The organism is Janibacter massiliensis (genome assembly GCF_900289115.1).
GTDB classification, from domain to species: Bacteria; Actinomycetota; Actinomycetes; order Actinomycetales; family Dermatophilaceae; genus Janibacter_A; species Janibacter_A massiliensis.
This window is the reverse complement of the sequence record NZ_LT985196.1, coordinates 51,808-75,081: the sequence shown is the minus strand read 5'-3', so window position 1 is coordinate 75,081 and position 23,274 is coordinate 51,808. Positions and strand designations below refer to the sequence as shown.

Sequence of the window (23,274 nt, the reverse complement as noted above, 5' to 3'; positions counted from 1 at the left end):
GTCGGTGCGGGCGTACCTAACCACCGTAGTGCGCCGACGGCCTACGCTGCCGGGCATGTGCGGCCGTTACGCCTCGAGCGCCGACTCGCACGCGATCATCGAGGCCTTCGACGTCGAGCTCGACGCGACGGGCGAGGCGGACGCGGGGGTGCTCGGCGGACGGCAGGAGCCGGCGCCGGGGCGGGCGGACCACAACCTGGCGCCGACGAAGCAGGCCCGGGTCGTCCTCGAGCGGGCGCCGCGCGGTGCGCAGGACGGCGACGACACGCCCGCCGACCCGGTGCGGCAGCTGCGGCTGCTCACGTGGGGGTTGCTGCCGCCGTGGAGCACCGACGTCCGGGCGGGGGTGCGGATGATCAACGCGCGCGCCGAGTCGGTGCTCACCAAGCCCGCCTTCCGAGCGGCCATCCGGTCGCGCCGCTGCCTCGTGCCCGCCGACGGCTGGTTCGAGTGGCAGAAGGACCCCGACCCGGTGTGGGGGATCCCGAAGGGCAGGAAGCTGCCCCACCTCATCACCCGACGCGACGACGTCCCGATGGCGATGGCCGGGATCTACGAGTTCTGGCGGGACGAGGCCGTCGCCGATGCCGCCGACCCGGCGGCATGGATCTCGACGTTCTCCATCGTCACGACGGCGGCCGAGCCGGAGCTCGCGCCCATCCACGACCGGCAGCCGGTCGTCCTCGACCCGGACCGCTGGGACACGTGGCTCGACCCGGCCGTGACGGGTACGGCTGACGTCGAGGCGCTGCTGGCCGGGAACGAGGTCGGGCGCTTCGTCGCGACGCCGGTCGGGGACGCGGTCGGTCGGGTGCAGAGCAACGGCCCCGGGCTGCTCGTCCCGCGCGAGGGGCCGAACCCGGCGTGACCCCGGGGCGCCCTCACCCGGGCGGGGGAATGGGCGGCGCGATCGGCGCGTTGCCCCCGGCGTGCCCGCTCTCCTCACGGCTCCGTCCCAGCCCGCCGGGCTACGCTGGTCGACGATGAGCAACCACTCCCAGGCCCCCGCTGCCGACGCGCTCGACCCGGTCGCCCTCGCGGACGCGACCGTCGACGTCGAGCGTGAGTCGACCGACGAGCGCCGGGCGCGGTTCGAGCGCGAGGCCATGCCCCTGCTCGACCAGCTGTACTCGGCGGCCCTGCGCACGACGCGCAACCCGACCGACGCCGAGGACCTCGTCCAGGAGACGTACGCGAAGGCCTACGCGGCCTTCCACCAGTACAAGCCGGGGACGAACCTCAAGGCGTGGATGTACCGCATCCTCACGAACACGTACATCAACACGTACCGCAAGAAGCAGCGCGAGCCGAAGCAGACGGACGCCCCGGAGGTCGAGGACTACCAGCTGCACCGGGCGGAGACGCACACCTCGACCGGCCTGCGCTCGGCTGAGACCGAGGCGCTCGACCACATGCCCGACACCGAGGTGAAGCGCGCGCTGCAGCAGCTGCCCGAGGACTTCCGCATGGCGGTGTACCTCGCGGACGTCGAGGGCTTCGCCTACAAGGAGATCGCGGAGATCATGGGCACCCCGATCGGCACGGTGATGTCGCGCCTGCACCGCGGCCGGCGCCAGCTGCGCGAGCTGCTGTCCGACTACGCCCGCGAGCGGGGGATGTCCGTGGAGGGGTCGAGGTGAGCGCCCCGCAGCGCCGGGAGGCGGCGGACTGCTCGGAGACTCTGCACCGGATCCACGAGTACCTCGACGGCGAGATGACCGCCGAGGACACGCTGCGGATCGCCCAGCACATCGAGCAGTGCGCGCCGTGCCTGGCGCAGCACGACCTCGACCATGCGATCAAGGACCTCGTACGGCGTTCGTGCCAGTGCGAGGAGGCCCCGGCGGAGCTGCGGATGACGATCCTGCAGCGGATCACCTCCATCGAGGTCCGCTGGAGCGACTGACCCGGGCAGGCCGCCGATCGGTGGCCGGACGCGGAACGGCCGCCTCGACGAGGATGTCGGGGCGGCCGTCGCGCGTCTGGGGGCTCAGGCGTTGGGCTTGCGGCCGTGGTTGGCCGCCTTGCCCTTGCGCGAGCGGCGCTTGCGGGCGCGCTTGCTCATGGGGATCTCCTTGCCGTTCGTCAACCGGCCCATTCTGACACAGCCACGGCACCCCGCCCGGCGAGGGGAAAGTGGCGCTGTGGTCGATCTCCCCGCGCGGGCGAGCCGTGGGGGTGGGGGGAAAGTGCCGGGCGGCGGTGCGTCCGCGGATCCACGAGTCCGGGCCGGCGAGGAGCAGCGTGGCGAGGGCACGGACGCGGGTGTCGACGACGACGCTCGAGGAGATCCAGACGCCGCGCAGGACGGGGGAGTGGCCCAGTCGGCGCAGTCGCTTGGGGTCGAGCCCGGCCGCGGCGGCGTCGCGGGGCGTGAACGGGCGCGTGGTGTTGAGGACGGGCGCGGGTTCGGGGGTCGGTCGGACGCTCACCCGATCAGGCTGACGGAACCGGCGCCCGCAGTCGGGGGCTCATGCACAGGCCTCGGTCGGGCGCGTCCTTGGGGAAAGTGGCGCTGTGGTCGATTTCCCGCGCTGGCGCGCTCTGGGGGTGGGGAAAGTGGCGCTGTGGTCGATTCCCCCGCGCCGACCAGCGTGTGCCGCGGCCCAGACGACGAACGCGGCCCGGGACCGCATCGGGTCCCGGGCCGCGTTCGAGCGAGCGGAAGGCGTCAGGCCTTCTTCGTCTCCGCGAAGATGCGGGCGATCTCGTCGATCTTCGCGAGGAGCTCGTCGGCCGTGGCCTCGTCGAAGGCGGAACCCTTCGTGCCGGCCGCGCCCGCGAGCTTCGTCGCCTCGTTGACGAGCGTGTGCAGCTCGGGGAACTTCTCGAAGTGCGGCGGCTTGAAGTAGTCCGTCCACAGCACCCACAGGTGCTCCTTGACGAGCTGGCTGCGCTGCTCCTTGATGATCGTCGCACGGACGCGGAAGTCCGGGTCCGAGTTCTCGGCGACCTTCTTGCAGATGGCCTTGATCGACTCGGCCTCGATGCGGGCCTGGGCGGGGTCGTAGACGCCGCAGGGCAGGTCGCAGTGGGCGCTGACGGTCGTGAGGCGGAACGGGAAACGCATGTCGTGTCCTTCCGTCGGGTGGATCGGTCCCTGCCAACCTACCGGCGGGATCTCGACCGCAGAAGATGACCGGGCGTGATGCGAGGCAGTCGCAGGAGGACCCGCGCCCGCAGCGCCGACGTCGGCAGCGATCCGACGAGCCAGGAATCGACCCCGACGCGCGGGTTGTCCCGCTCGACCCACCAGCGGCCTGCCGGTTCGCCGGGCGCCGGGCCGGTCAGCCGTTTGACGGCCAGCGGTCGGGGGCAGCCGTCGTCGTCGGGCGGCAGCTGGCACACGACGAGCGACCCGGGGTTCGGGCGCGCTCCCCACAGCACGAGGAGCACCTCCCCGTCGCGCAGCGTCGGTTCCATCGAGACGCCGCTGACGCGCACGAGACCGAGTCGGGGCACGGGACCTCCATCACCGCGGGCGGGGCCGGTCGAGGACGGGCGGGGCGACCTCAGGCTAGGGGGCCGCGCGGTCGCTCCCCCTTGAGGGACGCGGCCGTGGCATGTGGGAGGATCGAGGGCGTGTCAGATGCCACCTCCACGACCTCCGTCGACCTGAGCGCCCCGGCGTTCGCGGCCCACGAAGGTGGCAAGCTCGAGGTACGCGCGACCAAGCCGCTGCGCGACAAGGACGACCTGTCGCTGCTGTACACCCCGGGTGTCGCGGACGTGTGCCTCGGCATCGCCGCCGACCCGCAGCTGTCCCACGTGTACACCGCCCGCAAGAACACCGTCGCGGTCGTCAGCGACGGCACCGCGGTGCTGGGGCTGGGAGACATCGGTCCGCTCGCGGCGATGCCGGTCATGGAGGGCAAGGCGGTGCTCTTCAAGCACTTCGCCGGGGTGGACGCCATCCCGATCTGCCTCGAGTCGGGGTCGGTCGACGACCTCGTCGAGGCGGTCGTGCGGATGGCCCCGAGCTTCGGCGGGGTCAACCTCGAGGACATCTCGGCGCCGCGCTGCTTCGACATCGAGCGCAAGCTCAAGGAGCGACTCGACATCCCCGTCTTCCACGACGACCAGCACGGGACGGCGATCGTCGCGCTCGCAGCGATGATCAACGCGTGCCGGGTGACCGGGCGCGAGCTGTCCGACCTCAAGGTCGTCGTCGGCGGCGCGGGCGCCGCGGGCGTCGCGGTGACCGAGCTGCTCATGCTCGCCGGTCTGCGGGACGTCGTCGTCTGCGACTCCCGCGGGATCATCAGCGCCGACCGGGCCGACCTCGTCGAGCACAAGCAGCGCCTGGCGCGGACGACGAACCCGCGCGGGCTCACGGGGAAGATGGGCGTGGCGCTGCAGGGCGCGGACGTCTACCTCGGCCTGTCCGGCGGGACGGTGCCGGAGGAGGAGGTCGCGACGATGGCGGACGGGTGCTTCATCTTCGCGATGGCGAACCCGACGCCGGAGGTGCACCCCGACATCGCGCACAAGTACGCCTCGATCGTCGCGACGGGCCGCTCGGACTACCCGAACCAGATCAACAACGTCCTGGCCTTCCCGGGGATCTTCCGCGGGGCGCTCGACGCCGGCGGGGTGCAGATCACCGAGGAGATGAAGCTCGCGGCGGCGCAGGCGATCGCCGACCTCGTCGAGGAGCCCCGCCCGGATCTCATCGTCCCGCCGGTGTTCCAGGAGGGCGTCGCCGAGGCGGTCGCCGCAGCGGTCGCCGCCCACGCGGGCTGATCGAAGGCGCAGCGGGTACGGACCCCGAGGGCCCTCGGCCGGATCCGCCGGCCCTCGGCCACACGGGTCAGGCGGGGGAGACCCCGAGCCACGCGTGCCATCCGGAGTGCAGGACGAGCCACGCCATGAGGCCGTAGCCCGCCTGCCCCGGGTGCAGGCCGTCGCCGGTCGCGAGGTCCTCGTGCCACTGCTCGTGGTCGGCCAGCGGCGTGAACGTGTCGACGAAGGGCACGTCCCGGCGGTCGCAGACATCGGCCTGGGCGGCCGAGAGCGTCGCGACCTGACCTCGCAGCGGTTCCTGCAGCGGCGGCGGCGGACCGACGACGAACGGCGCGATACCCCGGCTGCTCGCCTCGTCGAGGACGTTGGCGAGGTTGAGCCGGTGCCGGGCCAGGCTCGTCCGCTCGACCGCGTCGCCCGTGCCGACGGACACGACGAGCCGCTTCTCGGCCCGACCCTCCCACCGGCTCGCGCCCTCGACCTGCCAACGCCGTAGAACCCCGCCAGAGGTGTCGCCCCGCAGCCCGAGGTTGTACGGCGTGATCGCGACCGCCGGGTCCTGGCTGCGGGCGACGACGCGCGTCACCCAGCCCTGACCGCGCGGGTCGCCGACGCCGACCGTGAGCCCGTCGCCGAGGAAGACGAGACCGACGTCCCGAGCGCCGTCACCGGCGTCGACGTGGAACTCCGCGCTGGGGACGAAGGCGTTGCCCGCCGCGTCGGTGCTCGGGTGGTTCCACCCGTCCTGCTCGGTCACTCGTCCTCCCCGAGGTCGTCGTCGAGCCGTGCCAGCCACGAGGCCAGCCGCTCGACCGGGACCTCGTGCTCGGGGTGCTCGTCGACGAACGCGCGCAGCCGGTCGGCCAGCCACGCAAGGCTGACCTCCTCCTCGCCGCGCCGGTCGGCGAGCTCCTCGATCCCGCGGTCGGTGAAGTACATCAGCGCTCGAACGCGCGCTGGACGAGATCCTTCTGCTCGGCCGCGTGCGCCTTCGACGACCCGCTCGCCGGCGAGGCCGACGCCGGGCGGGAGACGACGCGCAGCGGCCGGGACTCGCCCTGCGCCTGGAGCGCCGCCGGCAGGTTGAGCGCGAGGAACGGCCAGCCGCCCTGGTTCTCCGGCTCCTCCTGGACGACGACGACCTCCGCGCCGGGGTAGCGGCGGATCTCCGAGGCGATCGCCTCTCCCGGCAGCGGGTAGTACTGCTCGAGCCGGATGATCGCCGTGCGGGTGTCCTCCCGCTTCGCGCGCTCGGCCTCGAGGTCGTAGACGACCTTGCCCGAGGCGATGATCACCCGGTCGACGTCGCCGAGCTCGACGCCGCGATCGGGCAGGACGGGCCGGAAGCCGCCGCTGGTGAAGTCCTCCGGCGCGCTCGCCGCGGCCCGCAGCCGCAGCATCGACTTCGGCGTGAAGACGATGAGCGGACGACGCGGCCGGGCGTACGCCTGACGCCGCAGCAGGTGGAAGTAGCTCGCCGGCGTCGAGGGGAAGGCGACCGTCATGTTGTTCTCGGCGCACAGCGTGAGGAAGCGCTCGATCCGCGCCGAGCTGTGGTCCGGCCCCTGGCCCTCGTAGCCGTGGGGGAGCAGGAGGACGACGGAGCTGTTCTGGCCCCACTTCTGCTCGCTGCTGCTGACGAACTCGTCGATGATCGTCTGCGCGCCGTTGAAGAAGTCGCCGAACTGCGCCTCCCACAGCACGAGCGCGTCCGGCCGCTCGACGGAGTAGCCGTACTCGAAGCCCATCGCGGCGAACTCCGACAGGAGGGAGTCGTAGACCCAGAACCGGGCCTGGCCGCGACCGAGGTACAGCAGCGGCGTCCACTCCTCGGCGGTGTGCTTGTCGATGAGGACCGCGTGCCGCTGGACGAACGTCCCACGGCGGCTGTCCTGACCGGCCAGCCGCACCGGCGTGCCCTCGAGGAGGAGCGAGCCGAACGCGAGCAGCTCGCCCGTGGCCCAGTCGATGCCACCCTCGTGCACGCTCTTCGCCCGCTTCTCCAGCGCCTGCTTGAGCTTGGGGTGGACCGTGAAGCCCTCGGGCCACTGCGTGAAGACGTCGCCGATGTACGTGAGGTCGTCGCCGCTGATGGCCGTCTGCGAGGAGTCGCGACGCGGGGCGTCCGCGCTCTGCGCCGACGGCTTCTCCAGGCCCGCAGGGGCGTCCGGTCGGGCCTCGCCCTCACCGGCGGCCAGGGCCTCCTTCGTCTCGACGAAGACCCGCTCGAGCTGCGCCTGGTAGTCCCTCAGCGCGGTCGCGGCGTCCTCCTCGGAGATGTCGCCGCGACCGATGAGGCTCTCGGTGTAGAGCTTGCGGACGCTGCGCTTGGCCTCGATGAGGTCGTACATGATCGGCTGCGTCATCGACGGGTCGTCTCCCTCGTTGTGGCCGCGACGGCGGTAGCAGACGAGGTCGATGACGACGTCCTTCATGAACGCCTGGCGGAACTCGTACGCGAGCTCGGCGACCCGGACGCACGCCTCGGGGTCGTCCCCGTTGACGTGAAAGATCGGCGCCTGGATCATCCGCGCGACGTCGGTGGAGTACTGCGAGCTGCGCGAGTTGCTCGGCGCGGTCGTGAAGCCGACCTGGTTGTTGACGACGACGTGGATCGTGCCGCCCGTCCGGTACCCGCGCAGCTGGGACTGCTGGAGGGTCTCGGCGACGACGCCCTGGCCGGCGAAGGCCGCGTCCCCGTGCAGGAGGATCGGCAGGACGGGGAAGTCCTCGCCGGCGTGGTTGAGCCGGTCCTGCTTGGCCCGCACGATCCCCTCGAGGACCGGGTTGACCGCCTCGAGGTGGCTCGGGTTGGCCGCGAGGTAGACCTTCGTGCTGCTGCCGTCCTCGGCGAGGAACTTGCCCTCGGTGCCCAGGTGGTACTTCACGTCGCCGGAGCCCTGGACCGAGCGCGGGTCCTGCTTGCCCTCGAACTCGCGGAAGATCTGCGCGTACGACTTGCCCGCGATGTTCGCCAGCACGTTGAGGCGTCCGCGGTGCGGCATGCCGATGCAGACCTCGTCGAGCCCGTCCTGCGCGGCGCGGGAGAGGACGCGGTCGAGCAGGGCGATCGTCGACTCGCCACCCTCGAGCGAGAACCGCTTCTGGCCGACGAACTTCGTCTGGAGGAAGGTCTCGAAGGCCTCGGCGGCGTTGAGGCGGCGGAGGATCCGCAGCTGCTCGTCGGTCGTCGGCTTGGCGTAGCCGACCTCGACGCGCTCCTGGATCCATCGGCGCTGCTCGGGGTCCTGGATGTGCATGTACTCGACGCCGGTCGTGCGGCAGTACGAGTCGCGCAGGATGCCGAGGATCTTCCGCAGGGGGAGCATCGGCTCGCCCCCGAAGCCGCCGGTGGCGAACTCGCGGTCGAGGTCCCACAGCGTCAGGCCGTGGCTCGTCACGTCGAGGTCGCTGTGACGGCGCTGGCGGTACTCGAGGGGGTCGGTGTCGGCCATGAGGTGGCCGCGGACGCGGTAGGCGTGGATGAGCTCCTGCACCCGCGCGGTCTTGTTGATGTCGTCCTCGTGGGTCGTCGAGATGTCCTGGACCCAGCGGATCGGCTCGTAGGGGATCCGCAGCGATCGGAAGACGTCGTCGTAGAACTCGTCCCCGCCGATGAGGAAGTGGTGCATCGTCTTGAGGAACTCGCCGGACTGCGCGCCCTGGATGATGCGGTGGTCGTACGTCGAGGTGAGCGTGAGGATCTTGCTCACCGCGTTGCGGTTGAGGATCTCCTGGCTCGCGCCCTGCCACTCGGCGGGGTAGTCGAGCGAGCCGACGCCGATGATGGCGCCCTGCCCGGGCATGAGGCGCGGCACCGAGTGGACCGTGCCGATGCCGCCGGGGTTCGTCAGCGAGACGGTCGTGCCCTTGAAGTCCTCGACCGTCAGCTTGCCGTTGCGGGCCTTCTTGACGACGTCCTCGTACGCGGTCCAGAACTGGAAGAAGTCCATCGTCTCGGTGCCCTTGATCGAGGGCACGAGGAGCTGTCGGGAGCCGTCGTCCTTCTGCAGGTCGATGGCGATGCCGAGGTTGACGTGGGCCGGCTGGACGAGCTGGGGCTTGCCCTTCTCGTCGGTCTGGTAGCCGACGTTCATCTCCGGCATCGCGGCGAGGGCGCGGACCATCGCGTACCCGATGAGGTGGGTGAACGACACCTTCCCGCCGCGGGAGCGCTTGAGGTGGTTGTTGATGACGATGCGGTTGTCGATGAGGAGCTTGGCCGGCAGCGACCGGACGCTCGTCGCGGTCGGCACCTGCAGCGAGGCGTCCATGTTCGTCACGACCCGGGCGGCGGCGCCGCGGATCGGGGTGATCGTGTCCTCCTCGACGGCCTTGGGCTCGGCCGCGCGCGGGGCCTCCCGGGGGGTCGGGGCGCCGCGGCCGGGGCCGTCGGTGTCCTTCTCGGGGCGCCGCGGGGCGGCCTTGGGGGCGGTCGATCCCGGTGCCGTCTCGGCGGACGAGGCGGACCGGGCGGGACCCTCGGTGACGCTGTCGCCCGCGAGGGCGGGCGTGGCCGCGGTCTCCTTGGCGGACGGCTGCTGCGGCGGCGTCGCCTGCTGGGGCGATGACGCCTGCTGGGGCGGGGACGCCTGCTGCGGAGAGATGCCCGGCTGGTAGTCCTCGAAGAACGCCCACCACGCCTTGTCGACGCTGTTGCGGTCGCGCTTGAACTGCTCGTACAGCTCGTCGACGAGCCACTCGTTCGGTCCGAAGGCCGTCAGCGGGTTCTGGCTCGCAGGCTGGTCGGGCACGCGGATACGCCTCTTCCGGTTCGTCGGGTGCTGCCGGGGATCACCGGCAGGTCCACGGGTCGGTGGACGGACCCTCCCACCCTAACCGGCACACCTGGCGCGCGCCCTCCCCCTCAGGTGACGTCGCGCCGATCGGTCACGATCGCGCCGGGAACGGTGAAGATGCCCGCCCACCCGAGCAGGACCAGCAGCGCCTGCCACCAGCTGAGCGTCTTCGCCTGCGCGATGCCCATGAACGTCTCCTCGGCCGGGTCGGTCATGAGCACGCTCGCGGAGCTGGGGAGGAACCGGACGAGGTCATTGCTCCAGTCGAACCCCAGGAGGATCAGCGGGAGCGCCGTGCTGCCGATGAGCGTGAGCGGCAGGAGGATGACGAGCGCGAGGATCTGGTTGCGCAGGAGCAGCGCACCGCCGAACCCGATGAGCGCCCAGCACGTGAGCATGAGCGCGGCCATCAGGAGCGGTCGTGCGACGTCCGCACCCGGGTTCGCCGAGATGCCCTTGATCGCCGCCATGAGCGCGCCGCCGGCGACCGCGCCGAGGAGGCAGACGAGCGCGTACCCGAAGCCGATGACGACGAGCGAGAGGGCCTTGGCAGCGATCGCGACCCAGCGGTTCGGCGTCGCCAGGAAGGTGCCGGTGATCGTCTTGTGGCGGTACTCCTGGCCCATGAGGACGACGCCGATCGTCATCGTCAGGAGGGTGACGAAGCGCGTCGGGAAGAGGTACGCGCCACGGATCGCCTCCTGCTGGAGGTCGACCGGGGCCTGGTCGAAGGGGGTCGCGTTCCCCTCCGGGGTGATGTACCCCTGCGTGGCGAGCGCCCACACGTTCGCGAACGCGAGCAGGGCCGACAGGAGGAACGCGACGAGCGCGAGGATCCACCACAGGCGGGTCGTGAAGAGCTTGCGCAGCTCCGAGCGGAACGCGGGGATCATCGAGCCTCTCCGTTCGGGGTCGGGGCCGGGGTCTGGGCGCCGGGGTGGCCGGGCGGCGTGACCGCGGCGGCGTGTGCGGCGCCCGTCGCGCCGAGGTTGCGGTTCTGGCCCTCGGTGAGCTGGAAGAACAGGCCCTCGAGGTCGGTGCCGCGCTCCTCGAGCCGCCAGATCGGCAGCCCGGCGCGGTGGGCGACGTCGCCGACGAGGCGCAGGCCCGCGGTGTCGGCGATGAGCGTGCCGTCGGGCTGGGCGGTCGCGATGACGTCCGCCACCCGCGGGGCGCCGGCGGGGGCGTCGGGGTCGGAGGTCGCGACGAGCGATCGCCGCCCGCCGCTCAGCTCCTCGATCCGCCCCGCCTTGACGAGCGCGCCGTTGCTGATGATGACGACGTCGTCGACGGTCTGCTGGACCTCCTGGAGCATGTGGCTGCTCACGAGGACCGTCCGCCCCTCGTCGGCGAGGTGGCGCAGGAAGCCGCGCAGCCAGCGGATGCCCTCCGGGTCGAGCCCGTTGGCCGGCTCGTCGAGGATGAGGACGTCGGGGTCGCCGAGCAGGGCGGCGGCCAGACCGAGCCGCTGCCGCATGCCCATCGAGTACGAGCCGGCGCGCTTGCGGGCGGCGGCGGGGATGCCGGTGAGCTCGAGCAGCTCGTCGACCCGGGAGTCCTCGACACCGCCGGCGGCGGCCAGGACCCGCAGGTGGTCGCGCCCGGACCGGCCGGGGTGGAAGCTCGTCGCCTCGAGCGCCGCGCCGACGACCTGCTGGGGGTTCGGCAGCGAGCGGTAGGCCTGCCCGCCGATCGTCGAGGACCCCGCGGTGGGGCGGACGAGCCCCAGGATCATCCGCAGCGTCGTCGTCTTGCCGGAGCCGTTCGGGCCGAGGAAGCCGGTGACCCGACCGGGCTCGACGGAGAAGGACAGGTCGTCGACCGCGGTGAACGACCCGAACCTCTTCGTCAGGCCGTCGACCTCGACGCGGGTGCCCCGCTCTCTCGTGCCGCTGCTCATGCGTCCCCTTCGCTCGTGCGGTCCAGGCGCGCCCATCCTGTCGGACGGGGCCGCTCCCGTCACATCGACGCCGACTACGCTCGTGCCCACCATGACCGAATGGCTGCTGCTGCTCCTCGCCCTCGTGCTCACGGCCGGGACGGCGCTCTTCGTCGCGGCCGAGTTCTCGCTCGTCGCGCTCGACAGGTCTTCCGTGCAGAAGGCGGTGGACGAGGGGGATGCCGGCGCCAAGGGCGTGCTCGGCTCCCTCGGGCGCCTGTCGACGCTGCTGTCGGCCTGCCAGGTCGGGATCACCCTGACGACCCTGGTCCTCGGCTTCATCGCGGCGCCGTCCATCGGCGCGCTGCTGCGCGGACCGCTGTCGGCCGCGGGCCTGTCGGACGGGGTGATCGACACCGCGGCCCCCGTCCTGTCGATGCTGCTCGCCACGGTGCTGTCGATGGTGCTCGGCGAGATGGTGCCCAAGACCTTCGCCGTCTCGGCGCCGCTGGCCACGGCGAAGGTCGTCCACGCACCGACCCGGATCTTCACCGTCCTCTTCACGCCGCTCATCGCGATCCTCAACGGGTCCGCCAACTGGGCGCTGCGCCGGGTGGGCGTCGAGCCGCAGGAGGAGCTCTCGGCCGCCCGCAGCCCCCAGGAGCTCGCCTCCCTCGTCCGCACCTCCGCCGAGGCAGGCACCCTCGACTCCGGGACGGCCCGCCTGGTCACCCGATCCCTCGGCTTCGGCGACCAGACCGCCACCGACGTGATGACCCCCCGCTCCCGCGCGACCGCGATCGAGCGCACCGCGACGGCGAGCGACCTCGTGCGCCTGGCCCGCCGGACCGGGCACAGCCGGTTCCCCGTCATCGACGAGGACTGGGACGACGTCGTCGGCGTGGCCCACGTCAAGCGCGCGATCGCCGTGCCGCACGAGCGCCGCGACGAGGTCCCGGTGTCCGCGCTCATGGTCGACGCGGTCTTCGTGCCCGAGACGCTCGGCCTCGACCCGCTCCTGGTCGAGCTGCGCGACGGGGGCCTGCAGCTCGCGGTCGTCGTCGACGAGCACGGCGGCACGGCCGGCGTCGTCACGCTCGAGGACCTCGTCGAGGAGATCGTCGGCGAGGTCGCCGACGAGCACGACCGGGCGACCTCGACCGCGCGGCGGCTGCCCGGCGGGTCGTGGACCGTGCCGGGGATGTGGCGCCCCGACGAGGTGACCGAGCGGATCGGCGTCACCGTCCCCGAGGACGGGCCGTACGAGACGCTCGGCGGATTCGTCATGGAACGGCTCGGGCGGGTGCCCCGGGTCGGGGACGAGGTGGAGGTCGACGGCTGGCGCCTGCGCGTCATCGCGATGGACACCCGCCGCGTCGAGCGCCTCCAGCTGAGCCCGCTGCACGGCCGCCGCGCCGCCCGGACGGAGGCCTCGCGATGAGCCTCTGGGTCGTGCTCGTCACCGTCCTCCTCCTGCTGCTCAACGCCTTCTTCGTCGGCGCGGAGTTCGCGGCGATGGCCGCCCGTCGCAGCCAGCTGGAGCCGCTGGCGCTCGCGGGGGACAAGAAGGCCCAGATCGCCCTCGACGCGATGAGCCGGACGGGTCTGCTCCTGGCCACCTGCCAGCTCGGCATCACCGTGTCCTCGGTCCTGCTCGGTGCGATCTCCGAGGCGGCGCTGCACCACGCGCTGGAACCGGTCGTGCACCACCTGGGCCTGTCCGACGCGATGACCGACGCCATCGCCCTCGTGCTGGCCATCCTCGTCGTCGTCTACCTCCACGTCGTCGTCGGCGAGATGATCCCGAAGAACCTCGCGATCGCCGCGCCCGAGCGGGTGGCGACGATCCTCGTCCCGCCGCTGGTGCTCGTCTCGAAGCTCACCCACCCCCTCATCCGCGCCATGGACGTCATCAGCAAGCTCGTCGTCCGGGCCTTCGGGGTCGAGCCGAAGGACGAGGTGGGCTCGACCTTCACCGCCGAGGAGGTCCAGCACATCGTCGAGGAGTCGGTCCGGGAGGGGCTGGTCGAGGAGGACCAGTTCGGCCTGCTCGGCGCGGCCCTGGAGTTCAGCGACAAGCTCGCCTCCGACGTCGCCATCGACCGCGAGGCCCTCGTCACGGTCCCCGTGGACTGCACCCCCGACGACCTCGAGCGGCTCGTCGCCCGCCACGGGTTCTCCCGGTACCCCGTCGCCGACGCCTCCGGCACCCTGCTCGGCTACCTCCACCTCAAGGACGTCCTCTACGCCGACGAGACGGAGCGCACGCAGCCGGTGCCGGCCAAGCGGCTGCGGCGGCTGGCGACGGTCCGCTGCGAGGACGAGGTCGAGACGGTGCTCGCGACGATGCAGGACAGCGGGCGGCACGTGGCCCGGGTCGTCGGCGAGGACGGGGAGACCCGCGGCGTCGTCTTCCTCGAGGACGTCATCGAGGAGCTCGTCGGCGAGGTCAGCGACACCACGCAGCGCGCCCGCTGACCCACCCTCGTCCCGGCCCTCGGGCGCTCGGCGTCGTGCGAGAGGGCCCCGACCGCGTGCGGCGGTCGGGGCCCTTCCACGACGTGCCCCCGGCAGGATTCGAACCTGCGACTCCTGGTACCGGAAACCAGTGCTCTATCCCCTGAGCTACGGAGGCGGGGTGCTGCGACGAGGGTCGCGAGCGACGACCGAGCGTAGCACCGGCGCGACCCGGGCAGGAATCCTCACCCGGCCGGGCGCCGGCGTCTCACGGCTCGCACGCCCGCGGGGACGGGCGGCGGCGTCCACCTAGACTCGACCCCCGTGACTCCCGAACAGCTCGCCGCCGCGATCCGGCAGGCGCTCCAGGCCGCCGTCGACGAGGGGGCCTTCACCGCCCCCGTCCCCGACGAGGTCCGGGTGGAGCGCCCGAAGCAGCGCGAGCACGGGGACTGGACGACGAACATCGCCCTCCAGCTCGCCAAGCCCGCCGGGATGCCGCCGCGCGAGCTCGCGACCACGCTGGCCACCCGGCTGGCGGCGACCGACGGGATCGCCTCGGCCGACGTCGCCGGGCCCGGTTTCGTCAACATCAGCCTCGACGCCGCCTCCGCCGGCGAGCTCGCGCGGACGATCGTCGAGGCCGGCGCCGACTACGGCCGCACCGACACCGGTGCCGGCACGAGGGTCAACCTCGAGTTCGTCTCGGCCAACCCCACCGGGCCGATCCACCTCGGCGGCACCCGCTGGGCCGCCGTCGGCGACTCCCTCGCCCGGATCCTCGAGGCGACCGGCGCGCAGGTCACGCGGGAGTACTACTTCAACGACCACGGCGCGCAGATCGACCGCTTCGCGCGCAGCCTGCTGGCCGCCGCCCGTCACGAGCCGACCCCCGAGGACGGCTACGCCGGGGCCTACATCGACGAGATCGCCGCGCGGGTCCTCGACATCGAGCCCGACGCGCTGTCGGCCGACGACCCGCAGGAGCGCTTCCGTGCGATCGGCGTCGACCTCATGTTCGCCGAGATCAAGAAGACCCTCAGCGACTTCGGCGTCGAGTTCGACGTCTACTTCCACGAGAACGACCTGCACGAGTCCGGCGCCGTCGACCGCGCGATCGAGCGACTCAAGGCCCTCGACGCGATGTACGAGAAGGACGGCGCGTGGTGGCTGCGGACCACCGCCCACGGGGACGACAAGGACCGCGTCGTCATCAAGTCCGACGGCCAGCCGGCGTACATCTCCGGCGACCTCGCCTACTACCTCGACAAGCGCGAGCGCGGCTTCGACGAGGTCATCATCATGCTCGGCGCCGACCACCACGGGTACGTCAGCCGGATGATGGCGATGTGCGCCCTCTACGGCGACGAGCCGGGCCGCAACCTGCAGATCCTCATCGGCCAGATGGTCAACCTCGTCAAGGACGGCCAGCCGGTCCGGATGAGCAAGCGCGCGGGCACCGTCGTCGTCCTCGACGACCTCGTCCAGGCCGTCGGCCGCGACGCCGCGCGGTACGCGATCACCCGCACGTCGATCGACAGCCCGCTCGACATCGACCTCGACCTGCTCGCCAAGCGCTCGAACGACAACCCCGTCTTCTACGTCCAGTACGCCCACGCCCGCACGTGCAACGTCGCGCGCCTGGCGGCGGAGGACGGGGTGCGGCGCGAGGACGGCTTCGACCCCGCGCTGCTGTCCGACCCGACCGAGGCCGCCCTGCTGGCGATCCTCGGCGAGCTGCCGCGGGTCGTCGAGCAGGCCGCCCGGCTGCGCGAGCCGCACCGCGTCGCCCGGTACCTCGAGGACCTCGCCGGCCGCTTCCACAAGTGGTACGACACCTGCCGCGTCCGCCCGCAGAACGCCGACGAGCCCGTCACCGACGTCCACCGCACCCGCCTGTGGCTCAACGACGCCACCCGTCAGGTCCTCGCGACCGGGCTGGGGCTGCTCGGCGTCGGCGCGCCCGAGCGGATGTGAGCCCGATGGCGACGAACATGCGCGCCCACGAGGCGGGCACGCTGCACGCCGACGGTTACGGCGCCGCCCCCCACTGGCTGCCCTACCCGAACGACGTCATGGAGCTGCTGCCGCAGCTGTGGTCCAGCGGCGTGACGCGTGGCGGCGACGGCGTCCTGGCCGTCGCCGGGGTGCCGGTCACCGACCTCGCGGCGCAGTTCGGCACCGCGGCGTACGTCGTGGACGAGGCCGACTTCCGCGCCCGCGCGCGAGCCTTCGCCGACGACTTCACCCGCCCGTTCGTCGCCGTCTGCGGGGGCGCGGACGTCTACTACGCGGCGAAGGCCTTCCTGTGCACGGCGGTCGCGCGCTGGGTCATGGAGGAGGGTCTCTGCCTCGACGTGTGCAGCGGCGGGGAGCTCGCCGTGGCCCGCCGGGTCGGGTTCCCGCCGGAGCGGATCGGCCTGCACGGCAACAACAAGAGCGTCGCCGAGATCCGCGATGCGCTCGAGTACGGCGTCGGCCGGATCGTGCTCGACTCCCTCGAGGAGATCGACCGGGTCGCCGCGCTCGCGCGCGAGCTCGGGGTGGTCGCCCCGGTGATGGTCCGCGTCACCGTGGGCGTCGAGGCTCACACCCACGAGTTCATCGCCACCGCCCACGAGGACCAGAAGTTCGGCTTCTCCCTCGGCAGCGGCGCCGCGATGGAGGCGGTCGAGGCCGTGCTGGCGCAGCCGGACGCCCTCGACCCGCGCGGCCTGCACAGCCACATCGGCAGCCAGATCTTCGACGTCTCCGGCTTCGAGGTCGCCGCGCGGCGCCTCGTCGGCCTCCACGTCGACATCGTGCGGCAGCACGGCCTGCACCTGCCGGAGATGGACCTGGGCGGCGGGTACGGCATCGCGTACACCTCGGAGCACGACCCGATGACGCCCGCGCACCTGGGCGCCGACATGGCCGCCGTGTGCGAGCGTGAGCTGAAGGCCCTCGACGACCTGGCCCCCGGCGCGCCCCGCCCGCGGATCTCCATCGAGCCCGGCCGCGCCATCGCCGGCCCGAGCACGCTGACGCTCTACGAGGTCGGCACCGTCAAGCAGGTGCAGGTGACGAACGACGCCGTCCGCAGCTACGTGAGCGTCGACGGCGGGATGAGCGACAACGTGCGCACCGCCCTCTACGGCGCCGACTACTCGTGCACGCTCGCCAGCCGCGGTTCGGAGGCCGCGCCCGCCGTCACCCGCGTCGTCGGCAGGCACTGCGAGAGCGGCGACATCGTCGTCATGGACGAGTACCTCCCGGCCGACCTCGCCCCGGGCGATCTCCTGGCCGTCCCGGGCACGGGCGCCTACTGCCGCAGCCTGTCCAGCCAGTACAACCACACGCCGCGCCCGCCGGTGATCGCCGTCCGGGACGGCCGCGCACGGGTCATCGTCCGACGCGAGACGATCGACGACATCCTCGCCCTCGACGTGGACGACCACGCCGGTGACGACCACGCCGTGGTCGGGGCGAGCCCGACCGAGCAGGAGGACCGATGACCACGTCCGTGCAACCGCTGCGCGTCGCCCTCCTCGGGTGCGGCGTCGTCGGGTCGTCCGTGGCGACGATGCTCGTCACGCAGGCGCAGGACCTGCACGAGCGGGTCGGGCGCCCCCTCGAGCTCGTCGGCATCGCCGTCCGGCGGCTCGACCGGGACCGGGCGACCGTGCCCGTCGACCCGTCGCTGTTCACCACGGACGCCGCCGAGCTCGTCACCCGCGCCGACATCGTCGTCGAGGTCATGGGTGGTATCGACCCCGCGCGCGAGCTCATCCTCTCGGCCCTGCAGCACGGCGCGAGCGTCGTCACCGCGAACAAGGCGCTGCTCGCCGAGGACGGGCCGTCGCTGTACGCCGCGGCGCACGAGAACGGTGTCGACATCTACTACGAGGCGGCCGTCGCCGGTGCCATCCCGATCCTCCGGCCGATCCGCGAGTCCCTCGCGGGCGACGACGTCCGCCGGGTGCTCGGCATCGTCAACGGCACGACGAACTTCGTCCTCGACAAGATGGACTCGACGGGCGCCGGCCTGACCGAGACCGTCGAGCAGGCCCAGGAGCTCGGGTACGCCGAGGCCGACCCGACCGCCGACGTCGAAGGCTTCGACGCCGCCGCGAAGGCGGCCATCCTCGCCTCGCTGGCGTTCCACACCCGGGTCTCGGGCGCCGACGTCCACCGCGAGGGCATCACCGAGGTCACCGCCGCGGACATCCAGGCCGCGAAGGACATGGGGTGCGTCGTCAAGCTGCTCGCGATCTGCGAGCGGACGGGGGAGCCCGGCAGCGGCGACGACGGCGTCAACGTCCGCGTCCACCCCGCGATGGTGCCGCGCAGCCACCCGCTGGCCTCGGTCCGCGAGGCGTACAACGCCGTCTTCGTCGAGGCGACCGCCGCGGGCGAGCTCATGTTCTACGGCAAGGGCGCCGGCGGTGACCCGACGGCCAGCGCCGTCATGGGTGACATCGTCGCCGTGGCGCGGCACCGGGTCTCCGGCGGTCGCGGCCCGGGGGAGAGCGCCTACGCCCAGCTGCCGGTCCACGACATCGGCAAGGCGAGCACGAGGTACCACATCAGCCTCGCCGTCGCCGACCGTCCGGGCGTGCTCGCGCAGGTCGCGTCCGTGTTCGCCGCCCACGGCGTGTCGATCCAGGCGGTCCGCCAGCAGGTCGTCGGCGGCGACGGCGAGGAGCACGCCGCGCAGGCGTACCTCATCGTCGTCACGCACACCGCGCCCGACGCGGCCCTGACCGCGACCGTCGAGGCGCTGTCGGACCTCGACACCGTGACCGACGTCGTGTCCGTGATGCGAGTGGAGGGATCCTGAGATGGCTCACCAGTGGCGCGGCGTGATCCGCGAGTACGCCGACCGCCTGCCGATGCTCGAGGGCGCCCCGGTCGTCACCCTCCACGAGGGCGGCACCCCGCTCATCGAGGCGGCGGCCCTGTCCGAGCGGGTCGGCGCCCGGGTGCTCGTCAAGTACGAGGGGCTCAACCCGACCGGCTCCTTCAAGGACCGGGGTATGACGACGGCCATCTCCGTCGCCGCGAAGGAGGGCGCGAAGGCCGTCATCTGCGCGAGCACCGGCAACACGAGCGCCTCGGCCGCGGCCTACGCGACGAAGGCCGGCATGACGTGCGCCGTCCTCGTGCCCGACGGGAAGATCGCCATGGGCAAGCTGTCCCAGGCGATCGCCCACGGCGCGACGCTGCTGCAGGTCGACGGCAACTTCGACGACTGCCTCGAGGTCGCCCGCAAGCTCGCCGAGTCCCACCCGGTCGAGCTCGTGAACTCCGTCAACCCCGCGCGGATCGAGGGCCAGAAGACGGCGAGCTTCGAGATCGTCGACGCCCTCGGCGACGCCCCGGAGATCCATTGCCTGCCGGTGGGCAACGCCGGGAACATCACCGCCTACTGGCGCGGGTACCGCGAGTACGCGACCGACGCCCCGGGCCTGCCTGCCGTCGCGACCCGCCTGCCGCAGATGTGGGGCTTCCAGGCCGCCGGCGCCGCGCCGCTGGTCAAGGGTCACCCGGTCGACGAGCCCGACACCATCGCGACGGCCATCCGCATCGGCAACCCGGCGTCGTGGGACCAGGCGATCGCGGCGCGGGACGAGTCGGGCGGCTGCATCGAGTCGGTCACCGACGAGCAGATCCTCGAGGCCCACCGGATCCTGTCCTCGACGGAGGGGATCTTCGTCGAGCCGGCGTCGGCGGCGAGCATCGCTGGCCTGCTCCAGCGGCACGCGGCCGGGCAGGTCCCCGAGGGCGCGACGATCGTCTGCACGGTCACCGGTCACGGGCTGAAGGACCCCCGGTGGGCGCTGCGCACGGCCGACGGCGACGAGATCGTCCCGGTCCGGGTGGCGGTGGACCCCTACGCCATCGCCGACGCCCTCGGGCTCGGGTGATGCCACGGTGAGCACGGCCACGGCGCCCGCCCCCGGGACGCGGGTCGAGCTCGTCGTCCCCGCCAGCAGCGCCAACCTGGGGCCGGGCTTCGACTCCGTCGGGCTCGCGCTCGGCGTCCACGACCGCACGGTCGTCATGGTGGCCGACGAGCCGGGGGTCTCGATCGACGTCGAGGGCGAGGGCGCCGACGGGGTCCCCCGCGACGAGCGCCACCTCGTCCACCGGGCGATGGTCGCGGCGTGGCGGTGGATGGGCGTCGCGGCGCCCGCCGGGGTCCACCTCTCGTGCCACAACAGCGTGCCCCACGGTCGCGGGATGGGCTCGTCGGCGACGGCGATCGTCACGGGGGTCTCCGCCGCCGTCGCGCTCGTCGCCGCGCAGGGGGCCGACCCCGGCCCGCTCGACCTCGACCTCGGGCTCGTCAACGACATCGCGTGCGACCTCGAGGGGCACCCGGACAACGCCTCGGCGAGCGTCTTCGGCGGCGCGACCCTGTCCTGGTCGGACGACGACCCGGCGGGTGACCCCGCGCGTCCGCGCACCCGCACGGTCGCGATCGACCTCCACCCCGACGTCGAGCCCGTCGTCTTCGTCCCCTCCGTCGTCCTCTCCACCGCCACGGCCCGCAGCGTCCTGCCCGCCGAGGTGCCCCTGTCGGTGGCGGCGGCGAACGGCGGTCGGGTGGGACTCCTCGTCCACGCGCTCGCGCAGGACCCCTCGCTCCTGCTGCCCGCGACCCTCGACCGGCTGCACCAGGAGCCGCGCCGCCCGTCGTACCCCGCGTCGATGGCGCTCGTCGACGAGCTGCGGTCCGCCGGCGTGGCCGCGACGATCAGCGGGGCGGGCCCGACCGTCCTCGCGCTGACGACGCCGGACCGTTCCGACGCGGTCGCCGGCAGCGTCCCGGCCGGCGGCCCGTGGCGCGTCCTGCGGCCCGGGGTGCCGACGGTCGGGGTCCGAGCCACCTCCGGCTGAGACGCCGCGGAGGGGAGCCCGCGAGCGGCCCCACCCCCGGTGCTACGCTGACCGTGCTTCGCGAGTCATCGCCCGGGCGTCCAGCCCGGTGCCAGTCCCGTTTCGTCAAGACGGCTGACCCGACCGGAGCACCGAGTGCCCAGGGGCGGCGCAGTCGCTCCGTCGGCCCTCGGATCCACGCACACCCACCCTTTCGGCCGCTCTGGCCGAACGGCCCCGCCCGCTCTCGGTGCGGCGGCCCCGACGAGGGGGAAGGAACCTTCGTGACGGACACCACCCCGGAGACCAGCGCACCCGCGACCCCGCGGCGCTCGGGCTCCCTCAGCTCCCTGCGCCTCGCCGAGCTGCAGGCCCTCGCCTCGAGCATGGGTCTGAGCGGGACGACGAAGATGCGCAAGAGCGACCTCATCGAGGCGATCCGCGCGCGCCAGTCCGGTGCCGGCGTCTCGACGCAGGCCCCGGAGCGCGCCGCGGCCCCCGCCGCCGAGGCCGCGCCCCGCGCCGAGCAGCCGGCGCGCCAGCAGCAGACGACCCAGCAGCCGGCCGAGCAGCCCGCCGCCGAGCGCCGGGACGAGGAGAACGCCGACCGCGCCGAGAGGCGCCAGGGTCAGCGCCGCGGCGGCCAGGAGCGCGATGGTCAGAACCGCAACGATGGTCAGAACCGCAACGATGGTCAGAACCGCGACGGTCAGCAGCGCAATCGGAACCAGGGCGGCAGCGACCAGCCGCGTCGCGACGACCGGGACGGTCAGCGCGATGGTGACGGCCAGGGCCGCGGCCGGGGCGAGAACGACGGCAACGGCGGTCACGGTCCGGACGACGAGGACGGCCGCGGCGGCCGGCGCCGCAACCGCAACCGGAACCGGAACCGCAACCGGGATCGGCGTGGCCGCGGGCAGGGCGGTCCGGAGGAGGACGACGAGCCCCAGGTGGCCGAGGACGATGTCCTCGTCGACATCGCCGGCATCCTCGACGTCCTCGACAGCTACGCCTTCGTGCGGACCTCGGGCTACCTGCCCGGCACCCAGGACGTCTACGTCCCGCTCGGCACGGTCAAGCGGCACGGGCTGCGCAAGGGCGACGCCGTCACCGGCGCCGTCCGCGCCAACGCCGACGGGGAGATCCCCCAGGGCGGGGGTGGCGGCGGTCGGAACAAGCGCGAGAAGTTCAACCCGCTCGTCCGCCTCGACACCGTCAACGGGATGACCCCGGACGAGGCGCGCAAGCGCCCCGAGTTCGGCAAGCTGACCCCGCTGTACCCGCAGGAGCGGCTGCGGCTGGAGACCGAGCCGAACATCCTGACGACGCGGATCATCGACCTCGTCGCCCCCATCGGCAAGGGCCAGCGAGGCCTCATCGTCGCCCCGGCGAAGGCCGGCAAGACGATGGTCATGCAGTCGCTCGCGAACGCGATCACGACGAACAACCCCGAGTGCCACCTCATGGTCGTCCTCGTCGACGAGCGTCCGGAGGAGGTCACCGACATGCAGCGCGCCGTCAAGGGCGAGGTCATCTCCTCGACCTTCGACCGCCCGGCAGACGACCACACGACCGTCGCCGAGCTCGCGATCGAGCGGGCCAAGCGTCTGGTCGAGATGGGGCACGACGTCGTCGTCCTCCTCGACTCGATCACCAAGCTCGGCCGGGCCTACAACCTCGCGGCCCCGGCGAGCGGCCGGATCATGTCGGGCGGTGTCGACTCCGCGGCGCTCTACCCGCCGAAGAAGTTCTTCGGCGCCGCGCGCAACATCGAGCACGGCGGCTCCCTGACGATCCTCGCCACGGCCCTCGTCGAGACGGGCTCGCGCATGGACGAGGTGATCTTCGAGGAGTTCAAGGGCACCGGCAACATGGAGCTCAAGCTCGACCGGCAGCTCGCCAACCGCCGCATCTTCCCCGCGGTCGACGTCAACAACTCCGGCACGCGTCGCGAGGAGATCCTCCTCGCCCCGGACGAGCTGAAGATCATGTGGAAGCTCCGCCGGGTCCTGGCCGCCCTCGACAGCCAGCAGGGCATCGAGCTGCTCCTGGACCGGCTGCGGAAGACGAAGAGCAACTACGAGTTCCTCCTCCAGGTCCAGCAGACGAGCTCGATCAAGCTCGACGACGAGGACGACGCCTGAGCGAGGGCCCGCACTGAGGAGCCGTGGTGCGATGTGGCAGAATGTCTCCTTGGTCCGGTTCACGGCACGCGCCGCCGAGAGCGCACCGCCCGGTCGCCCGGCACGGGTGACGGCGGGCCGACCCGGTCCGTATCCCGAGGAGACACGGTGAAGAAGGACATCCACCCCGAGTACGTCGAGACCCAGGTGACCTGCACCTGCGGCAACTCGTTCACGACCCGCAGCACGGCGAAGTCCGGCCAGATCAACGCCGAGGTGTGCTCGCAGTGCCACCCGTTCTACACGGGCAAGCAGAAGATCCTCGACACCGGTGGTCGCGTCGCCCGGTTCCAGGCCCGCTACGGCAAGAAGGCCGCCAAGTGACGTCTGCCTGAGCGCAGCCGCTCGGCCC

21 protein-coding genes and 1 tRNA gene are annotated in these 23,274 nt (G+C 72.5%); 13 read left to right on the top strand and 9 right to left on the bottom strand.

Annotation, left to right across the window (positions count from 1 at the left end):
- Positions 1-55: 55 nt before the first annotated feature.
- The 3 genes from DAA34_RS00355 to rsrA all read left to right on the top strand — a co-directional run bounded on the left by DAA34_RS00355 (position 56) and on the right by rsrA (position 1,906).
- Positions 56-868: an SOS response-associated peptidase gene (locus DAA34_RS00355; protein WP_106817126.1), complete on the top strand. Its 813-nt coding sequence runs from the start codon at positions 56-58 to the stop codon at positions 866-868.
- A gap of 115 nt (positions 869-983) precedes the next feature.
- Positions 984-1,640 (top strand): sigma-70 family RNA polymerase sigma factor, encoded by a 657-nt coding sequence (locus tag DAA34_RS00350; RefSeq protein ID WP_106817125.1) that lies wholly within the window; start codon positions 984-986, stop codon positions 1,638-1,640.
- Entirely contained in the window at positions 1,637-1,906 is a 270-nt protein-coding gene (gene rsrA, locus DAA34_RS00345) for a mycothiol system anti-sigma-R factor (protein WP_106817124.1), read from the top strand. The genes DAA34_RS00350 and rsrA overlap by 4 nt, the downstream gene beginning before the upstream one ends.
- 84 nt (positions 1,907-1,990) lie before the next feature.
- On the opposite strand, the gene DAA34_RS12690 is transcribed toward rsrA, so the two are convergent.
- The 3 genes from DAA34_RS12690 to DAA34_RS00335 all read right to left on the bottom strand — a co-directional run bounded on the left by DAA34_RS12690 (position 1,991) and on the right by DAA34_RS00335 (position 3,462).
- On the bottom strand, positions 1,991-2,065 hold the full coding sequence (locus DAA34_RS12690) for a 50S ribosomal protein bL37 (RefSeq protein WP_370670760.1): 75 nt from the start codon (positions 2,063-2,065) through the stop codon (positions 1,991-1,993).
- A 606-nt stretch (positions 2,066-2,671) separates the two neighbouring features.
- Entirely contained in the window at positions 2,672-3,070 is a 399-nt protein-coding gene (gene sodN / locus DAA34_RS00340) for a superoxide dismutase, Ni (protein WP_106817123.1), read from the bottom strand.
- A gap of 38 nt (positions 3,071-3,108) precedes the next feature.
- Entirely contained in the window at positions 3,109-3,462 is a 354-nt protein-coding gene (locus tag DAA34_RS00335) for a S24/S26 family peptidase (RefSeq protein ID WP_199847381.1), read from the bottom strand.
- Between the two features lie 120 nt (positions 3,463-3,582).
- Here DAA34_RS00335 and DAA34_RS00330 point away from each other — a divergent pair, with 120 nt between their 5' ends.
- Entirely contained in the window at positions 3,583-4,743 is a 1,161-nt protein-coding gene (locus tag DAA34_RS00330; RefSeq protein ID WP_199847380.1) for an NAD(P)-dependent malic enzyme, read from the top strand.
- Positions 4,744-4,810: 67 nt separating this feature from the next.
- Here DAA34_RS00330 and DAA34_RS00325 read toward each other — a convergent pair whose 3' ends face one another.
- The 5 genes from DAA34_RS00325 to DAA34_RS00305 all read right to left on the bottom strand — a co-directional run bounded on the left by DAA34_RS00325 (position 4,811) and on the right by DAA34_RS00305 (position 11,442).
- The gene (locus tag DAA34_RS00325) at positions 4,811-5,500 is read right to left on the bottom strand and encodes a GDSL-type esterase/lipase family protein (RefSeq protein ID WP_106817121.1); all 690 of its coding nucleotides are present in this window, start codon (positions 5,498-5,500) and stop codon (positions 4,811-4,813) included.
- Positions 5,497-5,682 carry a DUF6104 family protein gene (locus tag DAA34_RS00320; RefSeq protein WP_106817120.1) on the bottom strand — a complete coding sequence of 62 codons (186 nt, stop codon included), beginning with the start codon at positions 5,680-5,682 and terminating at the stop codon, positions 5,497-5,499. The genes DAA34_RS00325 and DAA34_RS00320 overlap by 4 nt, the downstream gene beginning before the upstream one ends.
- Positions 5,682-9,497, bottom strand: coding sequence for a multifunctional oxoglutarate decarboxylase/oxoglutarate dehydrogenase thiamine pyrophosphate-binding subunit/dihydrolipoyllysine-residue succinyltransferase subunit (locus tag DAA34_RS00315; RefSeq protein WP_106817119.1), 3,816 nt, complete (start codon positions 9,495-9,497; stop codon positions 5,682-5,684). Before DAA34_RS00315 ends, DAA34_RS00320 begins: the two co-directional genes overlap by 1 nt.
- 113 nt (positions 9,498-9,610) lie before the next feature.
- Complete coding sequence (locus DAA34_RS00310) at positions 9,611-10,435, bottom strand: ABC transporter permease (RefSeq protein ID WP_106817118.1); 825 nt, start codon at positions 10,433-10,435, stop codon at positions 9,611-9,613.
- Positions 10,432-11,442, bottom strand: a complete 1,011-nt coding sequence (locus DAA34_RS00305) for an ABC transporter ATP-binding protein (RefSeq protein WP_106817117.1) — start codon at positions 11,440-11,442, stop codon at positions 10,432-10,434. Before DAA34_RS00305 ends, DAA34_RS00310 begins: the two co-directional genes overlap by 4 nt.
- A 91-nt stretch (positions 11,443-11,533) precedes the next feature.
- On the opposite strand from DAA34_RS00305, the gene DAA34_RS00300 reads away from it, so the two are divergent.
- Positions 11,534-12,862, top strand: a complete 1,329-nt coding sequence (locus DAA34_RS00300; RefSeq protein ID WP_106817116.1) for a hemolysin family protein — start codon at positions 11,534-11,536, stop codon at positions 12,860-12,862.
- Positions 12,859-13,899 carry a hemolysin family protein gene (locus DAA34_RS00295; RefSeq protein WP_106817115.1) on the top strand — a complete coding sequence of 347 codons (1,041 nt, stop codon included), beginning with the start codon at positions 12,859-12,861 and terminating at the stop codon, positions 13,897-13,899. Before DAA34_RS00300 ends, DAA34_RS00295 begins: the two co-directional genes overlap by 4 nt.
- A gap of 84 nt (positions 13,900-13,983) precedes the next feature.
- On the opposite strand, the gene DAA34_RS00290 is transcribed toward DAA34_RS00295, so the two are convergent.
- Positions 13,984-14,056: transfer RNA gene (locus DAA34_RS00290), tRNA-Arg, on the bottom strand.
- Between the two features lie 146 nt (positions 14,057-14,202).
- On the opposite strand from DAA34_RS00290, the gene argS reads away from it, so the two are divergent.
- From argS to rpmE, 7 genes are all read left to right on the top strand, one after another.
- Entirely contained in the window at positions 14,203-15,855 is a 1,653-nt protein-coding gene (gene argS, locus DAA34_RS00285) for an arginine--tRNA ligase (RefSeq protein ID WP_106817114.1), read from the top strand.
- Between the two features lie 17 nt (positions 15,856-15,872).
- A complete protein-coding gene (lysA, locus tag DAA34_RS00280; RefSeq protein ID WP_106819594.1) occupies positions 15,873-17,372 on the top strand; it encodes a diaminopimelate decarboxylase in 1,500 nt (499 codons plus the stop codon).
- Positions 17,369-18,697, top strand: a complete 1,329-nt coding sequence (locus DAA34_RS00275; protein WP_106817113.1) for a homoserine dehydrogenase — start codon at positions 17,369-17,371, stop codon at positions 18,695-18,697. The genes lysA and DAA34_RS00275 overlap by 4 nt, the downstream gene beginning before the upstream one ends.
- Position 18,698: 1 nt before the next feature.
- Positions 18,699-19,784: a threonine synthase gene (thrC, locus tag DAA34_RS00270; RefSeq protein ID WP_106817112.1), complete on the top strand. Its 1,086-nt coding sequence runs from the start codon at positions 18,699-18,701 to the stop codon at positions 19,782-19,784.
- Between the two features lie 7 nt (positions 19,785-19,791).
- On the top strand, positions 19,792-20,760 hold the full coding sequence (gene thrB, locus DAA34_RS00265) for a homoserine kinase (protein ID WP_106817111.1): 969 nt from the start codon (positions 19,792-19,794) through the stop codon (positions 20,758-20,760).
- 263 nt (positions 20,761-21,023) lie between these two features.
- A complete protein-coding gene (rho, locus tag DAA34_RS00260) occupies positions 21,024-22,883 on the top strand; it encodes a transcription termination factor Rho (protein WP_106817110.1) in 1,860 nt (619 codons plus the stop codon).
- Between the two features lie 147 nt (positions 22,884-23,030).
- Entirely contained in the window at positions 23,031-23,246 is a 216-nt protein-coding gene (gene rpmE / locus DAA34_RS00255; RefSeq protein WP_106817109.1) for a 50S ribosomal protein L31, read from the top strand.
- Positions 23,247-23,274 lie beyond the last annotated feature (28 nt).

Coding starts and splice junctions, on each gene's coding strand:
- DAA34_RS00355 (WP_106817126.1), top strand. CDS start 56: ATGTGCGGCCGTTACGCCTCGAGCGCCGACTCGCACGCGATCATCGAG.
- DAA34_RS00350 (WP_106817125.1), top strand. CDS start 984: ATGAGCAACCACTCCCAGGCCCCCGCTGCCGACGCGCTCGACCCGGTC.
- sodN (WP_106817123.1), bottom strand. CDS start 3,070: ATGCGTTTCCCGTTCCGCCTCACGACCGTCAGCGCCCACTGCGACCTG.
- DAA34_RS00320 (WP_106817120.1), bottom strand. CDS start 5,682: ATGTACTTCACCGACCGCGGGATCGAGGAGCTCGCCGACCGGCGCGGC.
- DAA34_RS00310 (WP_106817118.1), bottom strand. CDS start 10,435: ATGATCCCCGCGTTCCGCTCGGAGCTGCGCAAGCTCTTCACGACCCGC.
- DAA34_RS00305 (WP_106817117.1), bottom strand. CDS start 11,442: ATGAGCAGCGGCACGAGAGAGCGGGGCACCCGCGTCGAGGTCGACGGC.
- DAA34_RS00300 (WP_106817116.1), top strand. CDS start 11,534: ATGACCGAATGGCTGCTGCTGCTCCTCGCCCTCGTGCTCACGGCCGGG.
- DAA34_RS00295 (WP_106817115.1), top strand. CDS start 12,859: ATGAGCCTCTGGGTCGTGCTCGTCACCGTCCTCCTCCTGCTGCTCAAC.
- lysA (WP_106819594.1), top strand. CDS start 15,873: ATGCGCGCCCACGAGGCGGGCACGCTGCACGCCGACGGTTACGGCGCC.
- DAA34_RS00275 (WP_106817113.1), top strand. CDS start 17,369: ATGACCACGTCCGTGCAACCGCTGCGCGTCGCCCTCCTCGGGTGCGGC.
- thrC (WP_106817112.1), top strand. CDS start 18,699: ATGGCTCACCAGTGGCGCGGCGTGATCCGCGAGTACGCCGACCGCCTG.